Source organism: Pedobacter sp. ASV1-7 (assembly GCF_040203335.1).
Taxonomy (GTDB): Bacteria; Bacteroidota; Bacteroidia; order Sphingobacteriales; family Sphingobacteriaceae; genus Pedobacter.
The window spans coordinates 51,625-71,773 of sequence record NZ_JBEHBV010000011.1; the positions used below are offsets into that span (position 1 = coordinate 51,625).

General features: G+C 36.4%; 15 protein-coding genes. 1 reads left to right on the forward strand and 14 read right to left on the reverse strand.

Features of this window, described 5'->3' with window-relative positions:
- Nucleotides 1-100: 100 nt before the first annotated feature.
- Nucleotides 101-1,834 (forward strand): sensor histidine kinase, encoded by a 1,734-nt coding sequence (locus tag ABDJ41_RS21085; protein WP_349788114.1) that lies wholly within the window; start codon nucleotides 101-103, stop codon nucleotides 1,832-1,834.
- Here the strand turns inward: ABDJ41_RS21085 and ABDJ41_RS21090 are convergent.
- The 14 genes from ABDJ41_RS21090 to ABDJ41_RS21155 all read right to left on the reverse strand — a co-directional run bounded on the left by ABDJ41_RS21090 (nucleotide 1,803) and on the right by ABDJ41_RS21155 (nucleotide 20,086).
- Nucleotides 1,803-2,726 carry an endonuclease/exonuclease/phosphatase family protein gene (locus ABDJ41_RS21090; protein ID WP_349788115.1) on the reverse strand — a complete coding sequence of 308 codons (924 nt, stop codon included), beginning with the start codon at nucleotides 2,724-2,726 and terminating at the stop codon, nucleotides 1,803-1,805. The genes ABDJ41_RS21085 and ABDJ41_RS21090 overlap by 32 nt on opposite strands.
- 75 nt (nucleotides 2,727-2,801) lie before the next feature.
- Nucleotides 2,802-4,724, reverse strand: a complete 1,923-nt coding sequence (locus ABDJ41_RS21095) for a DUF5689 domain-containing protein (protein ID WP_349788116.1) — start codon at nucleotides 4,722-4,724, stop codon at nucleotides 2,802-2,804.
- A gap of 31 nt (nucleotides 4,725-4,755) precedes the next feature.
- On the reverse strand, nucleotides 4,756-5,331 hold the full coding sequence (locus ABDJ41_RS21100; RefSeq protein WP_349788117.1) for a hypothetical protein: 576 nt from the start codon (nucleotides 5,329-5,331) through the stop codon (nucleotides 4,756-4,758).
- A gap of 8 nt (nucleotides 5,332-5,339) precedes the next feature.
- On the reverse strand, nucleotides 5,340-5,918 hold the full coding sequence (locus tag ABDJ41_RS21105; protein ID WP_349788118.1) for a hypothetical protein: 579 nt from the start codon (nucleotides 5,916-5,918) through the stop codon (nucleotides 5,340-5,342).
- A gap of 30 nt (nucleotides 5,919-5,948) precedes the next feature.
- Nucleotides 5,949-6,803, reverse strand: coding sequence for an endonuclease/exonuclease/phosphatase family protein (locus ABDJ41_RS21110; protein WP_349788119.1), 855 nt, complete (start codon nucleotides 6,801-6,803; stop codon nucleotides 5,949-5,951).
- 10 nt (nucleotides 6,804-6,813) lie between these two features.
- On the reverse strand, nucleotides 6,814-8,292 hold the full coding sequence (locus ABDJ41_RS21115) for a RagB/SusD family nutrient uptake outer membrane protein (protein WP_349788121.1): 1,479 nt from the start codon (nucleotides 8,290-8,292) through the stop codon (nucleotides 6,814-6,816).
- 35 nt (nucleotides 8,293-8,327) lie between these two features.
- Complete coding sequence (locus ABDJ41_RS21120) at nucleotides 8,328-11,651, reverse strand: TonB-dependent receptor (RefSeq protein WP_349788122.1); 3,324 nt, start codon at nucleotides 11,649-11,651, stop codon at nucleotides 8,328-8,330.
- A 230-nt stretch (nucleotides 11,652-11,881) separates the two neighbouring features.
- Nucleotides 11,882-13,042: a FecR family protein gene (locus ABDJ41_RS21125; protein WP_349788123.1), complete on the reverse strand. Its 1,161-nt coding sequence runs from the start codon at nucleotides 13,040-13,042 to the stop codon at nucleotides 11,882-11,884.
- Nucleotides 13,043-13,127: 85 nt separating this feature from the next.
- Nucleotides 13,128-13,691, reverse strand: a complete 564-nt coding sequence (locus ABDJ41_RS21130; RefSeq protein ID WP_349788124.1) for an RNA polymerase sigma factor — start codon at nucleotides 13,689-13,691, stop codon at nucleotides 13,128-13,130.
- Nucleotides 13,692-13,924: 233 nt separating this feature from the next.
- The gene (locus tag ABDJ41_RS21135) at nucleotides 13,925-14,506 is read right to left on the reverse strand and encodes a DUF4199 domain-containing protein (protein WP_349788125.1); all 582 of its coding nucleotides are present in this window, start codon (nucleotides 14,504-14,506) and stop codon (nucleotides 13,925-13,927) included.
- A 9-nt stretch (nucleotides 14,507-14,515) separates the two neighbouring features.
- On the reverse strand, nucleotides 14,516-15,187 hold the full coding sequence (locus tag ABDJ41_RS21140) for a hypothetical protein (RefSeq protein WP_349788126.1): 672 nt from the start codon (nucleotides 15,185-15,187) through the stop codon (nucleotides 14,516-14,518).
- Nucleotides 15,180-16,442, reverse strand: coding sequence for a dihydroorotase (locus ABDJ41_RS21145; protein ID WP_349788127.1), 1,263 nt, complete (start codon nucleotides 16,440-16,442; stop codon nucleotides 15,180-15,182). The genes ABDJ41_RS21140 and ABDJ41_RS21145 overlap by 8 nt, the downstream gene beginning before the upstream one ends.
- Before the next feature lie 5 nt (nucleotides 16,443-16,447).
- Nucleotides 16,448-18,487, reverse strand: a complete 2,040-nt coding sequence (locus ABDJ41_RS21150; RefSeq protein ID WP_349788128.1) for a BatA domain-containing protein — start codon at nucleotides 18,485-18,487, stop codon at nucleotides 16,448-16,450.
- 21 nt (nucleotides 18,488-18,508) lie between these two features.
- Complete coding sequence (locus ABDJ41_RS21155) at nucleotides 18,509-20,086, reverse strand: L,D-transpeptidase family protein (RefSeq protein WP_349788129.1); 1,578 nt, start codon at nucleotides 20,084-20,086, stop codon at nucleotides 18,509-18,511.
- Nucleotides 20,087-20,149: the final 63 nt, after the last annotated feature.

Consider the following 20,149-nt stretch of genomic DNA (forward strand, 5'->3'; position numbering starts at 1 on the left):
ATCAGTTTCTCTGAAGAAGCCTTAGGCGCTTTTGCATTTTCAGCAAAAGATGCCAGATTCTGAAGAGAATACTTATTTTTATCCTTATTTTTGTTGCCCGATGAAACTTACCTACACCAGAACGCTCGCAAGGAAAATTCTCCTAACTTTTCTTCTATTTGTTATTCTTCTTGCCGTTGCTGCTCTTTTTGTCCGTAACTCTATAACGAATAAGTTAGATCGCATCTCTCAGTTAGCCAACAATGTAGAACATAATCTTAAACCGGAACAGGCACTTTTATTATTACATCAGGCTGAAGATGATTTTCAGGAATCATTGTTAGATATTAACGGACCTAAAATTAATGATTATAAAATAAAACTATCACTTGCCTTTACAGAGATAGATACTTTATTAAAAACGCAGGCCGATGTTACAGAATTAACAGCTTCACAAGGGGACAAGGTGAAAATCTGGTATAAAAAGAAACTAGAATTATCTAACAGACTGTTTGAATTAAAACATAATTTCGACTCTCTGCTTACCGTGTACGCTCAATTTAATTCAGCAACTCAAAACACTACAATTGAAGTTGTTACTAAAACCAAATCAAGCAAAAAGAAAATCAACAGTGTAGTTGATACTGTAAGCAAAGATATATCTGCAGAGAAAAAGGGGCTTTTTGGAAGATTAAAAGATGCAATATCCAATAAACCTGGTGCAGGAGGCAAAGTTGTTGAGATACACAAAAACAATAGTATTAGCAATACTGACCTGACTACACAAAGAATTGTAGCTCGTAATCGGGAAGACAATGCCAAAAGGTTGAGAGAACTGCAGCAGCACAACGTTAAAATGTTGAATATGCAAAGAGAACTCATATCCTTGAATAGTCATATCAGCAATGAACTTCAACGTATTTTAAATGACTTAAAGGAATTAAATTATAAAATGGCCGATGAGTTAAAAGAAATGGCCTTTAAGAATTATCAGGAAACTACTTCTTTACTGAATAAATTTTATTTGGCAGCCTTATTCCTGGTTGTTTTATTTGCTGCACTTTTGATTTTGTTCATTATCCAGCTTAATAAATCAGAACTGCAATTGTTAAAAGAGAACGACAGGTCCGTAAATATAGCGCAACAGAAAATGGAATTGCTTACGCACATGACTCATGAAATCAGAAACCCTTTAACAGCAATCAAAGGATTTCTTTATATATTCGGAAAAACTGAGCTAACACAACGTCAGTCTGACATGTTAGAATCCATCAAAGGGTCATCAGATATGCTACTACGAACTTTAAACGATACTCTGGATGCTGCAAAGATGGAAACTAGTGAGCTAAAAATAGAAAATGATCCATTTAAACCTTCGCCCACTATCGAACAGGTAATTGAAAGTATGAGCTACAGCGCAACCAAAAAGAAACTCGTAATTCAATATAACTTTAAAGGAAATAAAGAAGCCACCGTACTGGGTGATGGCTTCCGACTAAAACAGGTAATGGTTAACCTGTTAAGCAATGCGATAAAATACACCAATGAAGGACAGATTACAATCAATGCGGAACTACATAATGATGCCCGTTTACAAGTTGATGTAGTGGATACTGGCATGGGTATCAGTCCTGACCAACAGGCTAACCTTTTCTCTCAATATTACCAAACCAGCTCTTCAAAAGGTAAGGTAGGCACAGGACTAGGACTTTACATTTGTAAGCAGCTGGTGGAAATGCAAAAAGGAAAAATCAGTGTTAAAAGTGAATTGGGAACAGGTACAACTTTCAGCTTCTATATTCCTTACCAGCCTGAAAATGCCTCTAGTCAGCTTCAAAACTCAGATCAATCATAACAGGAAAATGATCTGAAGGATATCTGCCATTAAAAGAATCCGCCCGGATAGCCCAGCTATTTACTTTCAATGTTACTCCGCCTTTTAAATAGATTTGATCAATCCTTCTGTCTCCAGTCGCATTGACATCATATCCATTAAAAGTACTTCTGGTAATATTGGTACGTTCAGCTGCCAATTCATAACTGTCAATTAGTATTTTCCCCGATCTGATTTGCGGATAAAAGATATCGTGCTGACTAAAATTAAAATCACCCGTAAGCACTGCCGGATAGCCTTTAGATATTTTAGGGATAGTGTCCAATAGGAGCTTTACACTTTTTTCGCGCGCTTCAGTTCCGGTAAAGTCAAGGTGAACGTTAAAAAAATAAAACTGTTTATTGGTTGACTTATCTATAACAAATGCCCAGGTACAAATTCTCAATTGCCCTGCACCCCAATCTTTCCCGGCAACTGTAGGTGTACTACTAAGCCAGAAACTATCCCAGTTAAGGATCTCTATCTTTGCTTTTTTATATACGATATCAACGGTCAGCTGTCTGTCAGCACTCAAACTTCCATTTACACTTTTACCCACATAAGCATAATCAGGCATCAACCCCATCATATCACTCAGCTGACTAAAATAAGCCTCCTGTACACCTACTATATCAGGGCTATACTTATCAAATATATTAGCAACCAGTGTCTTTCTATTTCCCCAGGAATCTGCAGGATTGGCAGGGTTTAAATTGTTATACTCAATATTATAAGAAGCTACTTTTATTGGATTAAGCCACTTTGTCTCTACTGGTGGATTAGTTGGCGGTTTTACTTCTGGTTCAATCGTCGATTTCTTACTACAGGAACTCAATGCAAAAGCACATAATATAATCAATAAGCTTTTTTTCATCTTTGAGATATAAGAGGGTTTAAATTTTCGATAAAAAAGGCTGTCCTAAATAAATCGGACAGCCTCATAAAAACATTATTTCTGTTCTAAGATTACTTTCAGGATATTAATTCTGTTACCTCTAAACAACTGGGTAGCTATTCCAGGTGGCTGTGGCGATTGATTAATAATTTTTACCAGAACCTTTTTATCTGTTGAAATGCCTGGAGAAAAATCAGCCGTAGCAATTACACTCTTACCAGTGTCTTTTGTACCAAGGCTTGTCCAGCTAGCACCATTATCTGTCGATATTTTAACTTCTACTCTAAAAACAGGACCAATATCAGCTGGATCATTGTGAGAAACAAATTCAACCTTAATCCGTTTCAAACCATTAATATCAAATTTATTCTGAATAAATCCAGGTCCAGGAATTGCGGCATCACGGTTATTAACACCAACTAATCTTGGCGACATTGGGCGCCAGTCCTTAGGCTCAAGACCATACAGTAATGCCCCATCAAACACCCAAACTCCACTAGGAGCAGTCACATTACCTAAAGGATACAAGCCTTTTACAGAAGCTGTTTCAAAAGTCTCCACAATATAATCCGGATCTTTTGCTGGTGCTGTACCTCCATAAACAATATCCGATTGCTGGCGGATTTTAAACACAGGTTCTCCATTCTGCACCGCAAAATATCCTTTTACAGAAGCAGTTCCATCAGTAATATTTATGCCACTGGCGTTAGCAACTTTTAAGTTTATTTTACCAGAATTGTCTCTTATGCGATATACTTTTTCAGTCGTTAATGCATCATATAAGAAAATCTGCATGTTATTCAGTTGTACAAGAGTTTCACTTACATTCTCAGTAATCATACTCGCAACAGTTACAATTTTCTCAGGATACTGGTATGAACCTGCATTCTGAACATCTGCACCAGTTACACCTGTGATGGCCAAACGACCGTTAACCGTAGCTACAGTTTTACCTGCAACATTAATAATCAAAGCAGCACCTAATGGGTAATTTTGCGTATTTAGCCCTGATATAAAAATACCACTGCTGGCGTCCTGAACTGTAATACCTACTGTTTCACTTACACCAGATGAAATATTCACCACCTTTAAAACCGTTCCTGCGGCAATTACACTACCAGGATTTAATGATCTAATACCAGCAATAACTCTGGTTAAGCTAATATCACCAGAACCTGCACAACGGATACCAGTTAATCCCTCTCCATCATTTTCAAGAAGCAAACGAAGTTCTTTCCGGCCATTATTAACAGTTAACAAACCCTTGATATTTCCACGACCATCTTTAATTTCTTTAGCTGCAACAGCTGATCTTTTGTCAGTAACTACATAAACTTCGTTACCTCCACAATCCTGCAAAATAATTTCCTTGCTGTCCTGACTATCAGAAGGTCCGAAATTGCCATCGATATCTTCGTTGATCACCTCTACGTCTTTTAGAGAGATCAATCGCTGATTATGTTGGATCGTTAGTTCTGCGATACCCATTGCATCCACAGGTATACTTTGATTTTTAGCTCCAACCCCTATTCTTTCCTTTAAATTCTGTCCGCTCAATGCTTTTATAGCCCCAGCTTCCAAAGTTCCCATGACTAAGAAAGAACCCTCTCTTTTAATCGTTAAGCCTTTTGCTTTAACAAAAACCAGAGTACCCTCTTCGTATTTACTCAATTCCTCTTCCGCAACCTTAATGGCCAAACCTGATTCATCATCCTGTATCCATACCATTGAATTTGCGTTTTGTCCGGCACCAGATCCAACTACAAAGCCCCATACTACAGCTTCACTTTCAATAGTCTTTCCATTTTCTGCATTCTCCACTAACTTTGAGATCGTGGTATTCACAGGAAATCCTGGAATTTCCTTTATGCCCTCAGTAGTCGAATCTTTCTTACAAGAAAACAGAACTCCTGATGTGATAAATATCCCCAATACGATTGAGCAGATATTTTTAATAAATGTCTTATTCGAATTCATAAAATTCTATCAATTAGATTATTATTTTTTTTTACTTATGACACTCCATCTCTATGAGTGTGATATTAATTCTGTTCGCTCTATTTAGTCTTGGTGCCGATGCATTTACAACCTTCACTTTCAAGGCCTCATCTTTTTTGGCGTTTACTTTAAATACGCCAAAGGTTTCCTTTTCTTTATCATATCTACCTCTACTTGTACCCACAGACTCCCAGCTTTGGCCTTTATTTCTTGAAACAAATACCTCAACCTGAAAATATCCAGGATCCGGTTTATGTCCAACAAAGCCTACTTTAACACTTTTAAGACCTTTTAATTCAAAAGCAGTAGCAATACTTCCAGGCTCATCATCTATAGAAAATGCGGTTAGTAATCTTGGCGACATCGGGCGATAATCATTTGGTTCTTTATCCCATACCAATGCATCTTTAAAAATCCACACCCCATTCGAAGTCGTAACCTCACCTTCAGGATACCGGCCTTTCTTACTTGCCTGTTCAAAGTTTTCTGATATGCTTTTTTCTGTCTTTAACTGAGCATGCACTTGTTGTATAGTTAACAACATCATCAGCACAAAAAACATTTTTATACTTAGTAATTTCATCATCTGATTCTTTATTCTGAATATTCAAATTTTACCTCTGTAATGTTAACCCTGTTTAAGCGATTAGACTTTGGAGCAGATGCATTCACGATCTTTACACGATAAGCATCATTGCCTTTATTGTTAATCTTAAACTCAGTTATTGTCTCCTCTTCTTTTGTCGGATCACCTCTTCTGATACCTAGTGATACCCAATTCTTCCCCTGATCTTTTGAAACAAAAACCTCTACAGCAAAATAACCTTCATCAGCTTTAAAGCCTATAAATCCTACTTTTATTAAGGTTAATCCCTTTAAATCGAAGTTGGTACTGATATAACCATTCTCAGAATTTGCCGACCGCGGGCCTAATACCCTTGGCGACTTAGGTCTTATATCCATCTTCTCATTTGGTGTTAACAATGCACCATCAAAAGTCCATTCTCCGTATGGGCTATAAACTTCTGCTATTGGATATTGTGGTTTATTCTGCGCATCCAAAAAGGTTTCTAAAAGTACCTTTTTACCAGGCTTTGTACCTTGTGCAATTGCTTCACTAAATATTGAAACCATTACACCAAGCATAACAGTGTATATTAATTTTATACTCATTTCTATGTTCTATTTTAAATGAATCATTTTTTACTTTGACAATGTTAACAGCACCGGATAATGATCAGATACAAAATGGGTAACAGGATTATATATGATCTCACTGTTTTTAACTTTCTCTTTTAATACTCCGTTAACCCATATGTAGTCTATTCTAATCGGATTGTTTGTCCCGGATGTAGCATAGTACTTTGTTGGACAAGAAAGGCTGAACTTTTTGTTAATCTGCCAGAAAGTATCTACAAAACCTGCTTGCTGAATTGCACCGGTAACACTGTAATCAAAATTGCCGTTATTGATATTTTTACTCTTACCTTTTATGGCTTTCTCTAACCTTTCAGCACCATAAATCTGACTATCAACAGCCGACAGTGAATTAAAGTCTCCCATCATGATAACCTTTTCATTAGTCATCAATGGCTTGGCGATTTCTAAAATACTTTGGATTTCAACAGCACGCTTTTCCCAATCAAAAGGATTCAGATGCAACACCATCACATTATAATCCAAAATTTTAGCCATTAGCAGACCATGATGCAATTGTTCTTTAACCTTTTTAACATCAGTAATCGGATATTTTGAAGATAGGGCGATCGGACAGCAGCCGCCGGTTTCCATAAAAGCAGTATACTCATGCCCATAGCTTTTAGCAAAGGTTTTAAAACTCTCAGCAGTAAATTTGCTCATCTCCTGAAAGCCGATAACATCGGGTAATTCCTTTTCTATCCAGCTTTTAAATTTTTGCTTGTAGTGATCATTGTTATTGAAGCCTGTAAGCACATTGTAAGACATCACCTTTAGCTCTTTCTCATCAGCAAAAGCAATGTTCTGAAAGCTACTTAAACAAAAGAACAGGACAAACAATGGCTTAAATAATTGTTTCATATTTAAAGATTTAGTAACCATTATTTTGTTCTAAAGCCGGATTCTTAACCCTTTCTAAGGCTGGAATAGGATAATATAAATTATACGGCTTTACATTAGCTGCGGCAGCAGGATAATCAACAGAAACAGACTTTATACTTTCATAAAAAATACCCCATCTTACAATATCCCATTTGCGAACGTATTCTCCCGTTAGCTCTCTTCCTCTTTCCTTTCTCAGCTCTTCACGCATGGTCGGCTGGTCAGTTAAAGAAACGCCATTTGTATTTGCCCTAAGCCTAACCAGATCCATATAGTATTTGGCATCATCCAGCTCATTCAACTCGATCAAAGCCTCAGACATCATAAGCAATACATCTGCATAACGCATAAAAATGATATTCCTGCCACTTGCAATGTTTATAGAATTCACATCCCAGAATTTTGGTCCTAACCATGGCAACGATCTGTTTTTAGAACGATTGAACTCTTTGCCATTAAATGAGTATGCCAATACATTTGCTTTACGTGTATCTGTTGGTGTATAATACGAAATAAGTCTGCGGGTAGGAAGTACAGCTCCATAGGTAGTTGAAGAACTACTGCCCAGGTCAACCCCGTCATAAACACTGGTACTTCCCGATTTTGGAGCAGGCATACACCAATTATAAATCTGATGAGACCTCATAATTCCAGTTGGAGAATAAGAATACTGAATTTCAAAAATAGATTCCTTATTATTTTCTACTTTATAAATATCTGCATAATCCATATTCAGGCTATAAACTTTATCATTTATTACCTGTTCCGATGCCCATTTTGCTTTCTCCCAATTCTTATTAAATAAAGCAATTTTGGCAATAAGGGTATAAGCAAAGCCTTGTGTAACACGACCAAGATCATTACCTGTTGCCGTTTTTCTTAAAAAAGGAGCATAATGTTCTAAGTCTTCAATTAATACATTACGAATAGAATCAGCACTGCTGCGAGGCTGAACGATCACTTTATTCACATCATCTTCAGTCTCTAAACCTTTATCCCAATAAGGAACATCACTAAATGTACTGGTTAAAAAGTAATAATATAAACTCCTTAAAGCAAGTGCTTCTCCAACCAGCTTATTTTTATCATCTTCAGATATCGGTGATTTTTTAATCGCAGAAATTGTATTGTTTGCGTACATGATTCCTTTGTAAGCATGTCGCCATACTTCCTGTCCAACTCCGGGTGCTGATGGCGTATAACCGAAATTACCATTCAGGTTTCTTTCAGTGATCATTACCACTAAATCCGTACTTCCCTCTGCTGCAATAAAGAAATCTATATTGGAGAAGAGATCATACAATACTGGGTAAACTCCATTTACAGCAGCCTGACACTCAGCAACACTCTTGTAAAAGTTAGATGGAGCAGCATTATTTTTGATATCCTCTTCCAGAAATTTAGAACAACCTGTAGTAACTAAAATCCCTGAAAACAGAATAGCAATTTTTAAAAAATATCGTTTCATATTCAAATCGTTTATTTAAAAACTAATTATATCAGTTAAAATTTAGTAGATAAACTAAATGCAATGGTTCTATTCTTTGGATAAGCACCATCATCTTTTCTTCGTACTGTTGAAGAAGAATTACTGCTCACATCCGGATCATATCCATTGTACTTGGTCCACAGATAAAGGTTGGTTCCTGTTACATAAAGGCTAAGATTTTTCAATGCTTTTATCGGCATATTATTCTTATTAAATGTGTAACCAATACGAGCTGATGCTAAACGGATATAAGAAGCATCATGTAAAAACCTATCCGTTGCTACAAAATCCTGTGAACCAACTCTTGGAATATCAGAATACGGATTATTAACCGGATGCCATCTGTTTACCATGTATTGAAATTGATTCGGACCTACATAACCAGTCCCTTGCTTAAATTCAATAGGATTATACATTTTTGCACCCCATGAATATTGCATAAACACATCCAGCTCAAAACCTTTAAAAGTAAAGTTATTGCCTAAACCACCATGTATTTTAGGCTCCGATTGTCCAAGATAAACCTCATCAGCCTCGCTTAAAACGCCATCTTTATTTTCATCGATGTAACGCTGTCTACCCGGCTGATAAAAAGTAGGAATAGAAACAAACTCCGTACGTAAATTATCTATATCCTCTTGCGACTTCCATGTTCCTGCATATTTCACACCATACAATCCTGAAACAGGCTTTCCAACTTCATAGCCGTACATATAATATTGCGGAGCAGCATAATTTGTTTCTGTAGTTACACGAACAAGTGGCCCTAAGTCAAGCACCTCATTTTTATTGGTCGAGAATGTAAAAGTACTTCCCCACTTAAATCCAGTAAGGGCCTGTACATTTACCGTATTTACTAAAAACTCCAATCCACGGTTTCGAGTTTTACCTAAGTTGACCAATCTACTTGGAAAACCAACTTGCTGAGGCAGCTGAACTGTCAGCAATAAATCTCTTGTAATGGTATTATAAGCATCTAAAGTAAAACTGACTCTTTCGTTGGCCATCTTTATATCTAAACCTGCATTCCATTGCGATGAAGTTTCCCAGCTAAGGTTATCGTTAGGAATATTTGTTGAATAATAGTTTACAGGAATGATCCCATTAAAAATGTAACCGTTATTATTTGCAGTTAATTTGGCTAAAGAACCATAAGATGGAATAGCCTGGTTTCCAGAAGTACCATAACTTAAACGAAGAGAGGCATCACCTAGTGCATTTCTAAAAGGCTTCATCCATGATTCCTGTAGTAATGCCCATTTGAATGCACCAGATGGGAAAAATGCCCATTTGTGATTTGCAGAAAAATTTGAAGAACCATCTGCTCTACCTGTAAATGTAAGGTAGTATTTTCTCTTATAGTCGTAATTCACTCTTGCTAAAGCCGATACCATGGTGGGATCATCTAAATTTGAAGTAACCGTAGTTCCTGCAATTTCTGCGGCTTGCATATTATTATCTTCCACAGCATCTACCAGGTAACCCTGACCTCTTTGCCATTGGTTAACAGCTTTAGATTTTTGCATAGTCCAACCACCAAGTACACTTAGCTTATGTTGATCTGTCCAGCTTTTAGCATAAGAAATTGTAGTTTCACTTAGTAGTTTTTCATACGTATAAGCTTGTTTAACAGCATAACCACCTTGCTCTAAAAACTTTCTTCTAGGTAGTTCTCCCGGATCATAACGACTTACATTCAGGAAATAATTGGTATTGCTGAAAGCAGATTTAATTTTCAGGTTTTTAATAGGTTCATATTCCAAAAAGAAATTGGTCCATAAGTTTTTACGATAAGAAGTATTTTTCATCATATTAACCAACGCAACCGGACTATTGATTACCCCTCCGGAATACCATCCCGGATTCCAGTCCTCATAATCGCCAGCACCATCCTCACCACCATCATATACATTCATTACCGGCGGAATGGCCAGAGTTGAATTCCACCAACCTTCGTTAGAACCAATATCAACTTTATTATTTTCTGTAACAGTTGATGAATAGTTGAGCCTTAACCCACCTTTTAGTTTCTGCGAAAATGTTTTATCAAGGTTTAATCTTCCCTGGTATCTTTCAAAACCGGAAGATTTAATTACCCCCTTTTGATTCGCATAGTTTCCAGAAACATAATAGCGTAAACTAGGTACACCACCAGAAACAGATATCGTATGATTGTTATATGGCGCAACCCTCGTAACCTCTTTTGTCCAGTTTGTCCCCTCACCTAATGATGCAGCATCAGGGTAAGGCAGATTCACTGCATTTGGATTAGATAACAAGGTATTCTCATTAACCATTTCCGCATATTCACGGGCATTCATCATATCTAAATACCTTGGCAACTGAGCAAATCCACCTTCTGTATTGTAAGTAAATATATCCTTGCCCGGCATACCTTTTTTAGTGGTGATGATGATAACACCATTTGCTCCCCTGGAACCATAAATGGCAGTAGATGAAGCATCCTTTAACACCTGTATCGATTCAATATCCGCGGGATTAATGTTACTTAAACTCCCTGCATCTATAATACCATCTACCACGTATAAAGGTTCGTTATCAGCATTGATAGACCTTGTTCCGCGAATACGTACAGATGTACCTCCACCAGGATCACCGCCTGCAGAAATCAAATCAACACCAGCAATTCGACCTTGTAACATCTGATCAACCCTTACTACTGGCATCTTTTCAAGATCTTTCATATTAACACTTGCTACTGCACCAGTAAGGTCACGTCTGGTTACTTCGCCATAACCAACAACAACAACCTCATCCAAACCACGTTGCTCTTCTGTTAAAATGATTTCCTTATAAGCAGCAGAACCAACTCTTATTTCAAAGGTTTTAAAACCCAGCATTGAAAATATCAGAATATCATTCTTTACAGCTTTCAGCGTAAAATGACCATCCTTGTCAGATACCGTACCCGTAGTTTTCCCTTTAAGCTTAATACTTACTCCAGGTAATACCTTTGGCGGACTCTGGGCATCCACAACTCTACCTTTTACTGTTAAAATCGTGTCTTGTAAGGCTGTTGTCATAACTCGTTTCCTTGTAATAATCACAGTTTTATTACTTATTGAATAAGTAAAGGGTTGCCCACTAAGACTTTTTGTTAATGCTTGTTCAATTGTAGAATTTTTAATGTGGATGTTGATCGGCCTGGCTTGTTTAAGGTCATTATATTTGTAAAAGAAGAAGTATCCACTTTGTTTTTCTATCGCCGAAAACACATCTTCAAGCGGAATATTTTTTCCAGAAAGGTTAATATTCTGAGAAAAACTTTTGGCACCAACATGCAGGCAAATAGTTAATAATATTAGCGTAAGTTTCATGATTAGAAACATTTTTTGTGGTAAAACCCATTGAATAAAGGCTTTACCACATAAGTTAAATTTCATACTTTTGTAGGATTGGATTAAATAATAAAATGATCTGTCAAATGATTTTTTTGTAGCTTGATCCTATACGGAAGGTGCTGGAACACCTTCCGTTCTTTTTGATCTGCCGTTTTTTCTAAGTCTGTTTCTTGGTCATATTATGTTGCTGGTTTGATTTTATTTGGTTAAAATTTTATCGTGATTTTTTTGCCCTTAATTTCATATCTGATCTGATTCAGTTCCAACACCTTAAGCATTTCAGAGATATCCCCTGTACGCCTGATCTTACCAATGTATACATCCTCAGATACATCGCCCTCATATGCTACCTCTATATCATACCACCTGGCCAATTGCCGCATGATGTAACGAATGTTTTGCTTGTTGAATTTAAAGTATCCGTCTTTCCATGCTGTTGCTTCTTCTATATCGGCCTGACTCACCTCTATCTTATTGGATTGATTAACAATTGCCTGCTCACCCGGCACTAAAACATCATGAGCATTTCCCGTAGCTACTTTTACAGAGCCTTCCAATAAAGTAGTTTTAACCTGCCTTTCGTCAGGATAAGAGCTTACATTGAAATGGGTACCCAGGACTTCTATATTAACATCCTTAATCTTTACAATGAATGGTCTGGCTTTATTTTTAGCAATTTCAAAATACCCTTCTCCAACTAACTCTACACGACGTTCACTCCCCTTAAACAATGTAGGAAAATGTAATGATGATTCTGCATTAAGCCAGACTTTACTACCGTCGGGCAACACCAACTGATATTGTTGTCCACGTTTAGTAGTTAGTATGTTTCGGGTTTCAGTATTGTTCCTGGCAACCATATCTTTATCAGTAAAAGAAGAGGCAGATTGCATATCATATATAATCTGTCCTTTAGCATTTTTACGGATAACAACACCTGTCTGCCTGGCAAGATCTCCATTAACAGCATCAGATAATATAATCTTCTCACCATTATCAAGTGTTAATGTTGCAGAATTCTTATCATCTATTACTGGTTTTGTAATTTTCACCTGATGTACAACTGGCGTCGGTTTATCCTTGTGTAAAAACAAATTGATCCCGAAAGCAACAAGAATAACTGCCGCAGCGGCCGCATAAGAATACCAACGACGCAATATCCCTTTGCGAGGAATATCAGTATTGGTACGTTTTTCCAATATTGCCCACATTTCAGCTTTAACCCTTTCATCATCTACCTCTAGCTGATCCTTTTCTCTTTTATCAATTTCATTTACATACCAGGCTTCAACAACAGCCCGTTCTTCGGGTGTACAGTTACCTGCAAGGTATTTTTTATATAATGTTTCCGCTTGTTGGTTCTTCATATCTGGCGACAGCATAAAAATGGCTGTTTAAGTATAAGAAAGCTGAACGAACGTTTTGTGTAAGATAAAAATGAAATATTTTTATTTAGAAGATAGAAAATAGCAAATTGATTCTGGAACGCAGGATTTTGAGTGCATTACTCATCTGCTTTTTAACCGTATGATCAGTAATACTTAACTCATCAGCGATCTCTTTATAAGAGTAATCATACTTTCTGCTCAATTCAAATACTGCCCTCATTTTTTCGGGTAAATTTGCCAATTCAGCCTCTATTCGTTTTATGAGTTCCTTTTCATTTACAAGATTATCAGTACTGCACACCCCTTCTTCAATTGCCAGTTGCAAAGAATCCATGTATTTTGTCCTCACCTTACTATGATCTATCTGATTTAAAGTTCGGTTTCTTACAGAGGTGTACAAAAAAGCTGATAAAGAAATCTGTAATTCAAGTTCTGACCTTTTTACCCATAGCATAGTAAATACATCCTGAATAACATCCTTGGTTTGCTCAGTATCCTGCAACATCCTTAACGAATGTCTGTATAGTACCCCCCAATACCGGTTATAAATTTCTTTATAAGCCATGTGATCTCCATTTTTTAATAAATGAAGCAAATCAGCGTCCTTATGATCACTATATTCTAACATGATAAAAAAATCCCTGGCTCGTGGTTTGGTATTATGGATGCCAATATTATAGATTAATTTCCAAATGACAGCAAAGTATCGTGTTATTATATTGTTAAACTGTGTTTCCAGGAGATTTTAGCACATAATAAAACAGGTCGCATCATGATTTATGATACGACCTGTCCGCTTTATATCCTTAGTTATTAGGAACGAATAAGCTTAATAGCTAACTCATATCCCACACAATCCAATTAATCAAATGTTGGCTGCAAAGGTTTTTCCTTTTTAAATACAGCACCAAAAAGTAAAGCAACAACAAATACGATAATTACCCCAATAACATGCCCCTGTATGGTTTGCATGATGGTGCCTTTATTTTTTTTATCAAATTCGTCATTCATTTCTTCAACCTTTTTATCAATCGTATCTTCATCTATTCCTTGACTTTTCATCATTGATGATGTAGCATTCACGACTGTTGTCTGAATTCTTTCAGTCATATCTTTTTCAATAAATTTATTGAAGATTACACTTCCAGCAGTAGATAAAGCATAAGCGACAATAAACATGATAAAAATACCAGATGTAGCCTGTCTCAATGTCCAGAATCCACCAATCTTTTTCCTGAGATCAAAACAGAAAAACACTGCAGCAATCAGGGGGATGACTAAACCAAATATCATAGGAACAACAAAAACCGTCATCATCGATTCAGTTCCTACTAATAAATAAGAAGTAATAATCCCCAATACCAGGGAAATTAATCCTAAACCTATCCCGTTTTTTAAAGCCTCAGGTTTTAAGCTTTCTATAGTTGATGTATTTATAGTCATAATATTAATTTAAGCTTCGTTGAATGCTGAAATCAGTGAGTATACAGCAATATCGAACTCCTTATTAGCACTATAGCTATTCAAATCAGCAACCACTTCAGCATTTGCTTTCGGTTGATGGAAGAAAACCATAAATGGAACAAATAACTCTTCCATTTCTTCGGCTAATTCAATCATTCCTGCATGACTGCAAATATCTTCTACACTACTATCCACCAATTGTTGATTACTGATTAAGTCTTCGTAAATATGAAATTCATCCTGAAACTCATCTTCTTCAACTAGTAAAAACTCTTTTAGGAAATCATCCAGCTCAGGTTTAATCTTTTCATCATGACACTCATTAATGTACAATAACAAGTTCAACAATTCGGTTCCTCTATCAATCGTTTCTTCTTCAATATCTGCCCATTCTTCAGAATCCAGATAATCCTCTTCCAATTTCTTCACATCATTAGCAAAGAAATTAATCATCAATAGATCGAAGAATACCTCTCTTAATTCCTCAAATGCAGGATATTCATCAAAAGCAGCATCAAACTCTTCTACTTTTTCTAAAAAACCTAAATCTTTACTAAATACTTCAATTAAATTGTTTTTTAGCTTTACTGAATCATTTCCCGATGCTGTTGCAAACTTATCCAGTGATGCAACCAGCGCAGCTTTTACGTAATTATCCATATGATTGTGATTGTTTGTTATTGTATACCAGCTTTACTTTACCGGTTAATTTCTGATTTAATAAGGGTGAATTTGCAGATTTAGATAAATTATTAGCGGCATTAAATGTCCACTCTTCTGTTGGGTGATAAACTGTAAAATTCGCCTCTGCTCCTTTTTCTATTACCGGAGCTGTCATACCTAAAATGGCACGTGGATTTATAGCCAGTTTTTCAGCGATCTGTGAAGCTTCTAGCCCCGCTTTAAGCAATAATGGCAATACAGTTTGCAGAGCGATGATACCATAAGCAGCAATTTCAAACTCCACATTCTTAAATTCTATTTCATGTGGGCGGTGTTGTGAGCTGACCGCATCAATTACACCATCTTTTAATCCAGCTAATAGCGCCTTTACATCTGCTTTTCCACGCAAAGGAGGTTTCACTTTATAATTACTATCAAAATCTGATAAAAGTTCTTCAGTAAACACCAGGTTATGAGCTGCAACATCCGCAGTAATTTTAAGTCCGTCCTTTTTAGCTTTTTTCAGCAAAGCGACAGAACCGGCTGTAGAGATATTACTGATATGAAGTCGGGCATCATGATAAGTTGCAAGGAAAATATCTCTGCTGACCTGCATTTCTTCTGCTAAGGCAGGAACACCTTTCATTCCTAACAGCACACTATTTTTGCTTTCGTTGATCTGCGATTTACCTGCTATTGATTTATTTTCCGGATAAACCATCAATAAACATCCAACACCTTTAGCATATTGAAGTGCACGGCTCATAAAACCATCATCAGTAACAGGCTTATTGCCTTCCGAAAATGCGATAGCTCCGGCCTCCTGCATATCATAAAGTTCGGCAAGTTCTTTTCCTTCCAAATGCTGACTGATGGCTCCTACTGGCAGTACATCAACTAAATTACCTTTTGCTTTATTAATGATATAGGCTACCTCACCTTTAGAATGTACAATAGGTTTTGTATCAGGCAAAACTGCAAGTCCAGTAAATCCTCCAGCTGCAGCAGTTGCAGTAGCTGTATAAATATCTTCCCTGGTTTCAAAACCAGGATCTCCGATAGAACAGTTCAAGTCAAAAAAACCGGGAGATAAGATCATTCCTGCACCATCAAATACAGTCTCACCTTTTACCGGGCTTAATTTACTATCTATAGCTATTAGCTTACCTTGTTCTACACGCACATCACATTTTTGCTTGTTAAACTTACTATTGGGATCGGCAATGGTTACGCCTGTGATGAGAAGATTCATGTTGTCTATATATTTTTTGAAAGTTTAAAAAATCTGATCAGTACTATTTCAATGGCTAGAAAAACAACAGCTAAAATTAGGCAAAGTTTCCATAACTCGCTGCTCTTATTTTTCAACTCCACATTCATAGATAAAGCGTCTTTCTTAGAATTGTAAAACGCTATATTTTGTTTGCCAAATAAGGCTTTAACTTCATTTTCATCAGCATAATGCATATCTGATTCCAACCGGTCATCATTAAAAGCCACTACCGATAAAAGTTCTTCTGCTTTTTTTAAATCGTAAAACCCAGCTCTTTTTACCTGATCGGCTATATATAATAAAGTCTTGCCTGGCGTTTGTCTGACTTCAGGAATCACTTCAAAATCTTCAGATACCAATTTTAAAGATTGATTACCGGAAAGACTGATACGCTCGCTTTCCAGCAAGTTATCTTTCCCAGTAGTATAATACAATGGTTGTTCTTTTGTACTTGCAAAAGCTATTTTAAACATTAAGGGTACAAAAACAGGATGTAACGCCATATTGCCATCTTTATCACTCAATGAACTGGCCGATAAATAAATTTTACCTGCTCCGATATTGTACCGGGCAAACAGGAACCTGTTAAGAGGTAGTTTAAGAATATTCTCTTTGTTACTTGAATTTCGTTCAGCATAACTGAAATACCTGTTTACAACCGGAAGATCAATGTTTTGAGGCACCTGTTCAAATACATCATTAAAGATGGAATGTTTTAAATCGATGGTACTTGCAATAGCAGGCCCTATATTTAATTGCTGGACTCCAGGTAAAGACAGGCTGGTTAAAAATGAGGTATAAGTTGCAGCATTGACATCCAAATCAGGGAAAACAACGACTGAACCTCCATTTTCAACATACAGTTTAAGCTGTTGAGCCAATCCAGAAGACGGTTCCTTTAAACTATTTAAAACAATCAGACTATAATCTTCAAAAGCCGAATATCTGATATTCGACTCTTGCATTTCGGTAAGTTTAAAGTAAGGATCTGCAGAGAAAAGTGAACGGATATACTTTTCTGAGGAATTACTGCTAATACTTAGCACATTCAAATCCTGTGCTACTTTAAAGCTAAAGTTTAGCTGATCATCGAAAGTAAGTGGAAAATCTTTAATCGTAATCGTTGCTTTTTGCCAACCTCCTTTCAGTCCGCTAAATGACAAGGTATCTTTTAATGTTTTACCTGCAGCAATTTTCACATTACTTATTGCCTTTTGCTGCTTATTGATGGTCAATTGTAATGGAATATCAATAGCATCCTCCTCACTGTAATTACCTAACTGTACAACAAACTGTTCGGGCTGATTTGGCAAATGAACTGGTGAAATGCTCCAAACGCTATCAACTGATATATTTGGCAAGCTGTTGGCATTTAATTTTATAAATGAATAGTCTACTGATTCATTTTTCTTTATCGGCTTTTTCCCTACAAAAGTTTGTTGAAAATCAGAGATCAGATAAGCCGCTTCATTTTTATTCGCTGAGGCATCTGTTTCAATACGATTCATTACCTGTTGAAGAGATCTTGCAGCTGTTGATATTTTTATACCATCCAGCATACTGATTAGCTCTTCTTTATTTACCGCCTGCTGATGCTTGCCCTCAAAATCATTCGTAACTAATCTGAATTGATCTGTCAGTGCGTATGAATTTACAATCTCCTTTGCCTTACGTTTTGCTTCTTCCAGCAGGCTACCTTCTTTATTAAGGCTTTCCATACTGTATGAATTGTCAATGTATATGCTTATGAGAGTGCCTGAAGCATTATTAACATTTTGATTTGATGATGGGATAAATGGTCTGGCAAATGCGAGTACTAAAAAAACGATAGCCAAAATTCTACTCAGCAATACGAGCAGGTGTTTTAACTTTTCTCTGGATGAATTTTGTTCTTTAACTGCCGACAGGAACTGTACGTTACTGAAATAAACTTTTTTAAATTTCCTGAAATTGAACAGGTGTATTACAATAGGAATTGCTATTGCCAGCAGCGCAAAAAGAAAACCTGGATATAGGAAATTCATTAAAAAACAAAGTTAGCAATTTTACATGAATTTCTTCATGGCTGCATACAAAGTTTCATCTAAACCGTAAACGTCTGCTCTATATTGTATTACTCCATTTTTAGACCATGCAGTAACATAATTGATGATAAGTGGAATTGGTTTTTTAGGGCCAAACCACTTAGGTTTTAACTGAAATATATTTACGGTATCTGCCTTTTTCGCTAGCTTTTTTCTGTAGACATCCATTTTGGTAGTATCGAGTGGTGGCAAGCTTACCTCCATCCTCAACTGGTCATATTGATACTTGTCTTTTACCATCATCTCAGCAAACTCCAAAGGTTTTTCTACTCGTACACAACCATGACTGATAGCTCTGTTTGCTCTTGCAAATCCACTTTTATTATTGGTATCATGTAAATATATGCTCGAACCATTGTCGAATATAAACTTAAACTTACCAAGTGCATTGCCCTCACCAGAGCCTTGTTTAAATTGAAAAGGAAGCTTTTCACGAGAATACTTGTTCCATTGAATAGTATCCGGATCCATTACCTGCTTACCTTTGTAATATACTTTGATATTATTATTGGAAAGATAATAGGGGTCTCTGACTGCCTGCCAGTATATTTCACTACGAGCAATACTAACAGGAATATTCCAGATTGGGTTTACCTGTATAGAATTCAATTTGCTATACAATATTGGGGTTTCATGATTTTTAGGTTTATCATCAAGACTACCCGATTTTGCATACAACTTTAATTTCTCTGCATAACCAGCTTCACGAACTGCACCTACACAAACCTTCATATGACTTAAAGTATCTTGTTTGTCAAACCAGGTTAATGAAAAATCAGGAATATTTACTTCTACATATTCTTCACCAAGATCGGGCAATTTCCACCTCAACCTTTCCAGGTTCACCTTTATCGTTTTTAAGGTTTCATCATCGCCTTTACCCGTTCGTTCCTTTTTGAGCATTGCCCTTTGCAACTCGCGGTAACTTTCTGAAGCAGGCTGTATATCCTGAAGTAATTTCGTCAAATCTTCTGTTGCCAGAACGGCAGTAATACTTATACTGTCAGGTCTTTTAACCGGCACATAGTACCGAGAAAGAAGTTTACGTGGATTTAAACTACCGTAATAAATGAAATTATTGTATTTGATCAGGCTCTCTGCCGCATTCAGTTCCAAATCTGCCACTACAGGATAAACTTCAGATATCGATTTGAAGTCATTCGCAGACAATTGTGCCATCAGTGTTTTCAATTTTTTAAAATTAAACACCTGTGGATTAAAACCATGTTCTTCACTTCTGCTGATATAATTTTCAAGTGAATCTAATCCTCCATTGGCAAAATATTTATTTACCAGTCTTGGCTCGCTATTGTTTTGTAAATAATAGGCAGCAATGGTATTTGGGTTAGAAAAACCGCCTTTAAGGGAATCTAAATGTTTTTTAAAAATGACATTGAATTCTGCAGTATCGAACTTTTTATAAAGCTTATTGTTAAAATGCTCGGATAGCATCAAACCCACTTCTGGAGTTTCTTTAAACCAATTACAAGCGCTAAACGTTAAACAAAAAGGGATTAGAAAAAGTAAGACTCTTTTCAAAATAATAGGATTGAAATGCAAAAATAACGTAATTTAGTATTGTCATCTGCCTTTAATCAAATT

Coding starts and splice junctions, on each gene's coding strand:
- ABDJ41_RS21085 (WP_349788114.1), top strand. CDS start 101: ATGAAACTTACCTACACCAGAACGCTCGCAAGGAAAATTCTCCTAACT.
- ABDJ41_RS21090 (WP_349788115.1), bottom strand. CDS start 2,726: ATGAAAAAAAGCTTATTGATTATATTATGTGCTTTTGCATTGAGTTCC.
- ABDJ41_RS21095 (WP_349788116.1), bottom strand. CDS start 4,724: ATGAATTCGAATAAGACATTTATTAAAAATATCTGCTCAATCGTATTG.
- ABDJ41_RS21100 (WP_349788117.1), bottom strand. CDS start 5,331: ATGATGAAATTACTAAGTATAAAAATGTTTTTTGTGCTGATGATGTTG.
- ABDJ41_RS21105 (WP_349788118.1), bottom strand. CDS start 5,918: ATGAGTATAAAATTAATATACACTGTTATGCTTGGTGTAATGGTTTCA.
- ABDJ41_RS21110 (WP_349788119.1), bottom strand. CDS start 6,803: ATGAAACAATTATTTAAGCCATTGTTTGTCCTGTTCTTTTGTTTAAGT.
- ABDJ41_RS21115 (WP_349788121.1), bottom strand. CDS start 8,292: ATGAAACGATATTTTTTAAAAATTGCTATTCTGTTTTCAGGGATTTTA.
- ABDJ41_RS21120 (WP_349788122.1), bottom strand. CDS start 11,651: ATGAAACTTACGCTAATATTATTAACTATTTGCCTGCATGTTGGTGCC.
- ABDJ41_RS21125 (WP_349788123.1), bottom strand. CDS start 13,042: ATGAAGAACCAACAAGCGGAAACATTATATAAAAAATACCTTGCAGGT.
- ABDJ41_RS21130 (WP_349788124.1), bottom strand. CDS start 13,691: ATGTTAGAATATAGTGATCATAAGGACGCTGATTTGCTTCATTTATTA.
- ABDJ41_RS21135 (WP_349788125.1), bottom strand. CDS start 14,506: ATGACTATAAATACATCAACTATAGAAAGCTTAAAACCTGAGGCTTTA.
- ABDJ41_RS21140 (WP_349788126.1), bottom strand. CDS start 15,187: ATGGATAATTACGTAAAAGCTGCGCTGGTTGCATCACTGGATAAGTTT.
- ABDJ41_RS21145 (WP_349788127.1), bottom strand. CDS start 16,442: ATGAATCTTCTCATCACAGGCGTAACCATTGCCGATCCCAATAGTAAG.
- ABDJ41_RS21150 (WP_349788128.1), bottom strand. CDS start 18,487: ATGAATTTCCTATATCCAGGTTTTCTTTTTGCGCTGCTGGCAATAGCA.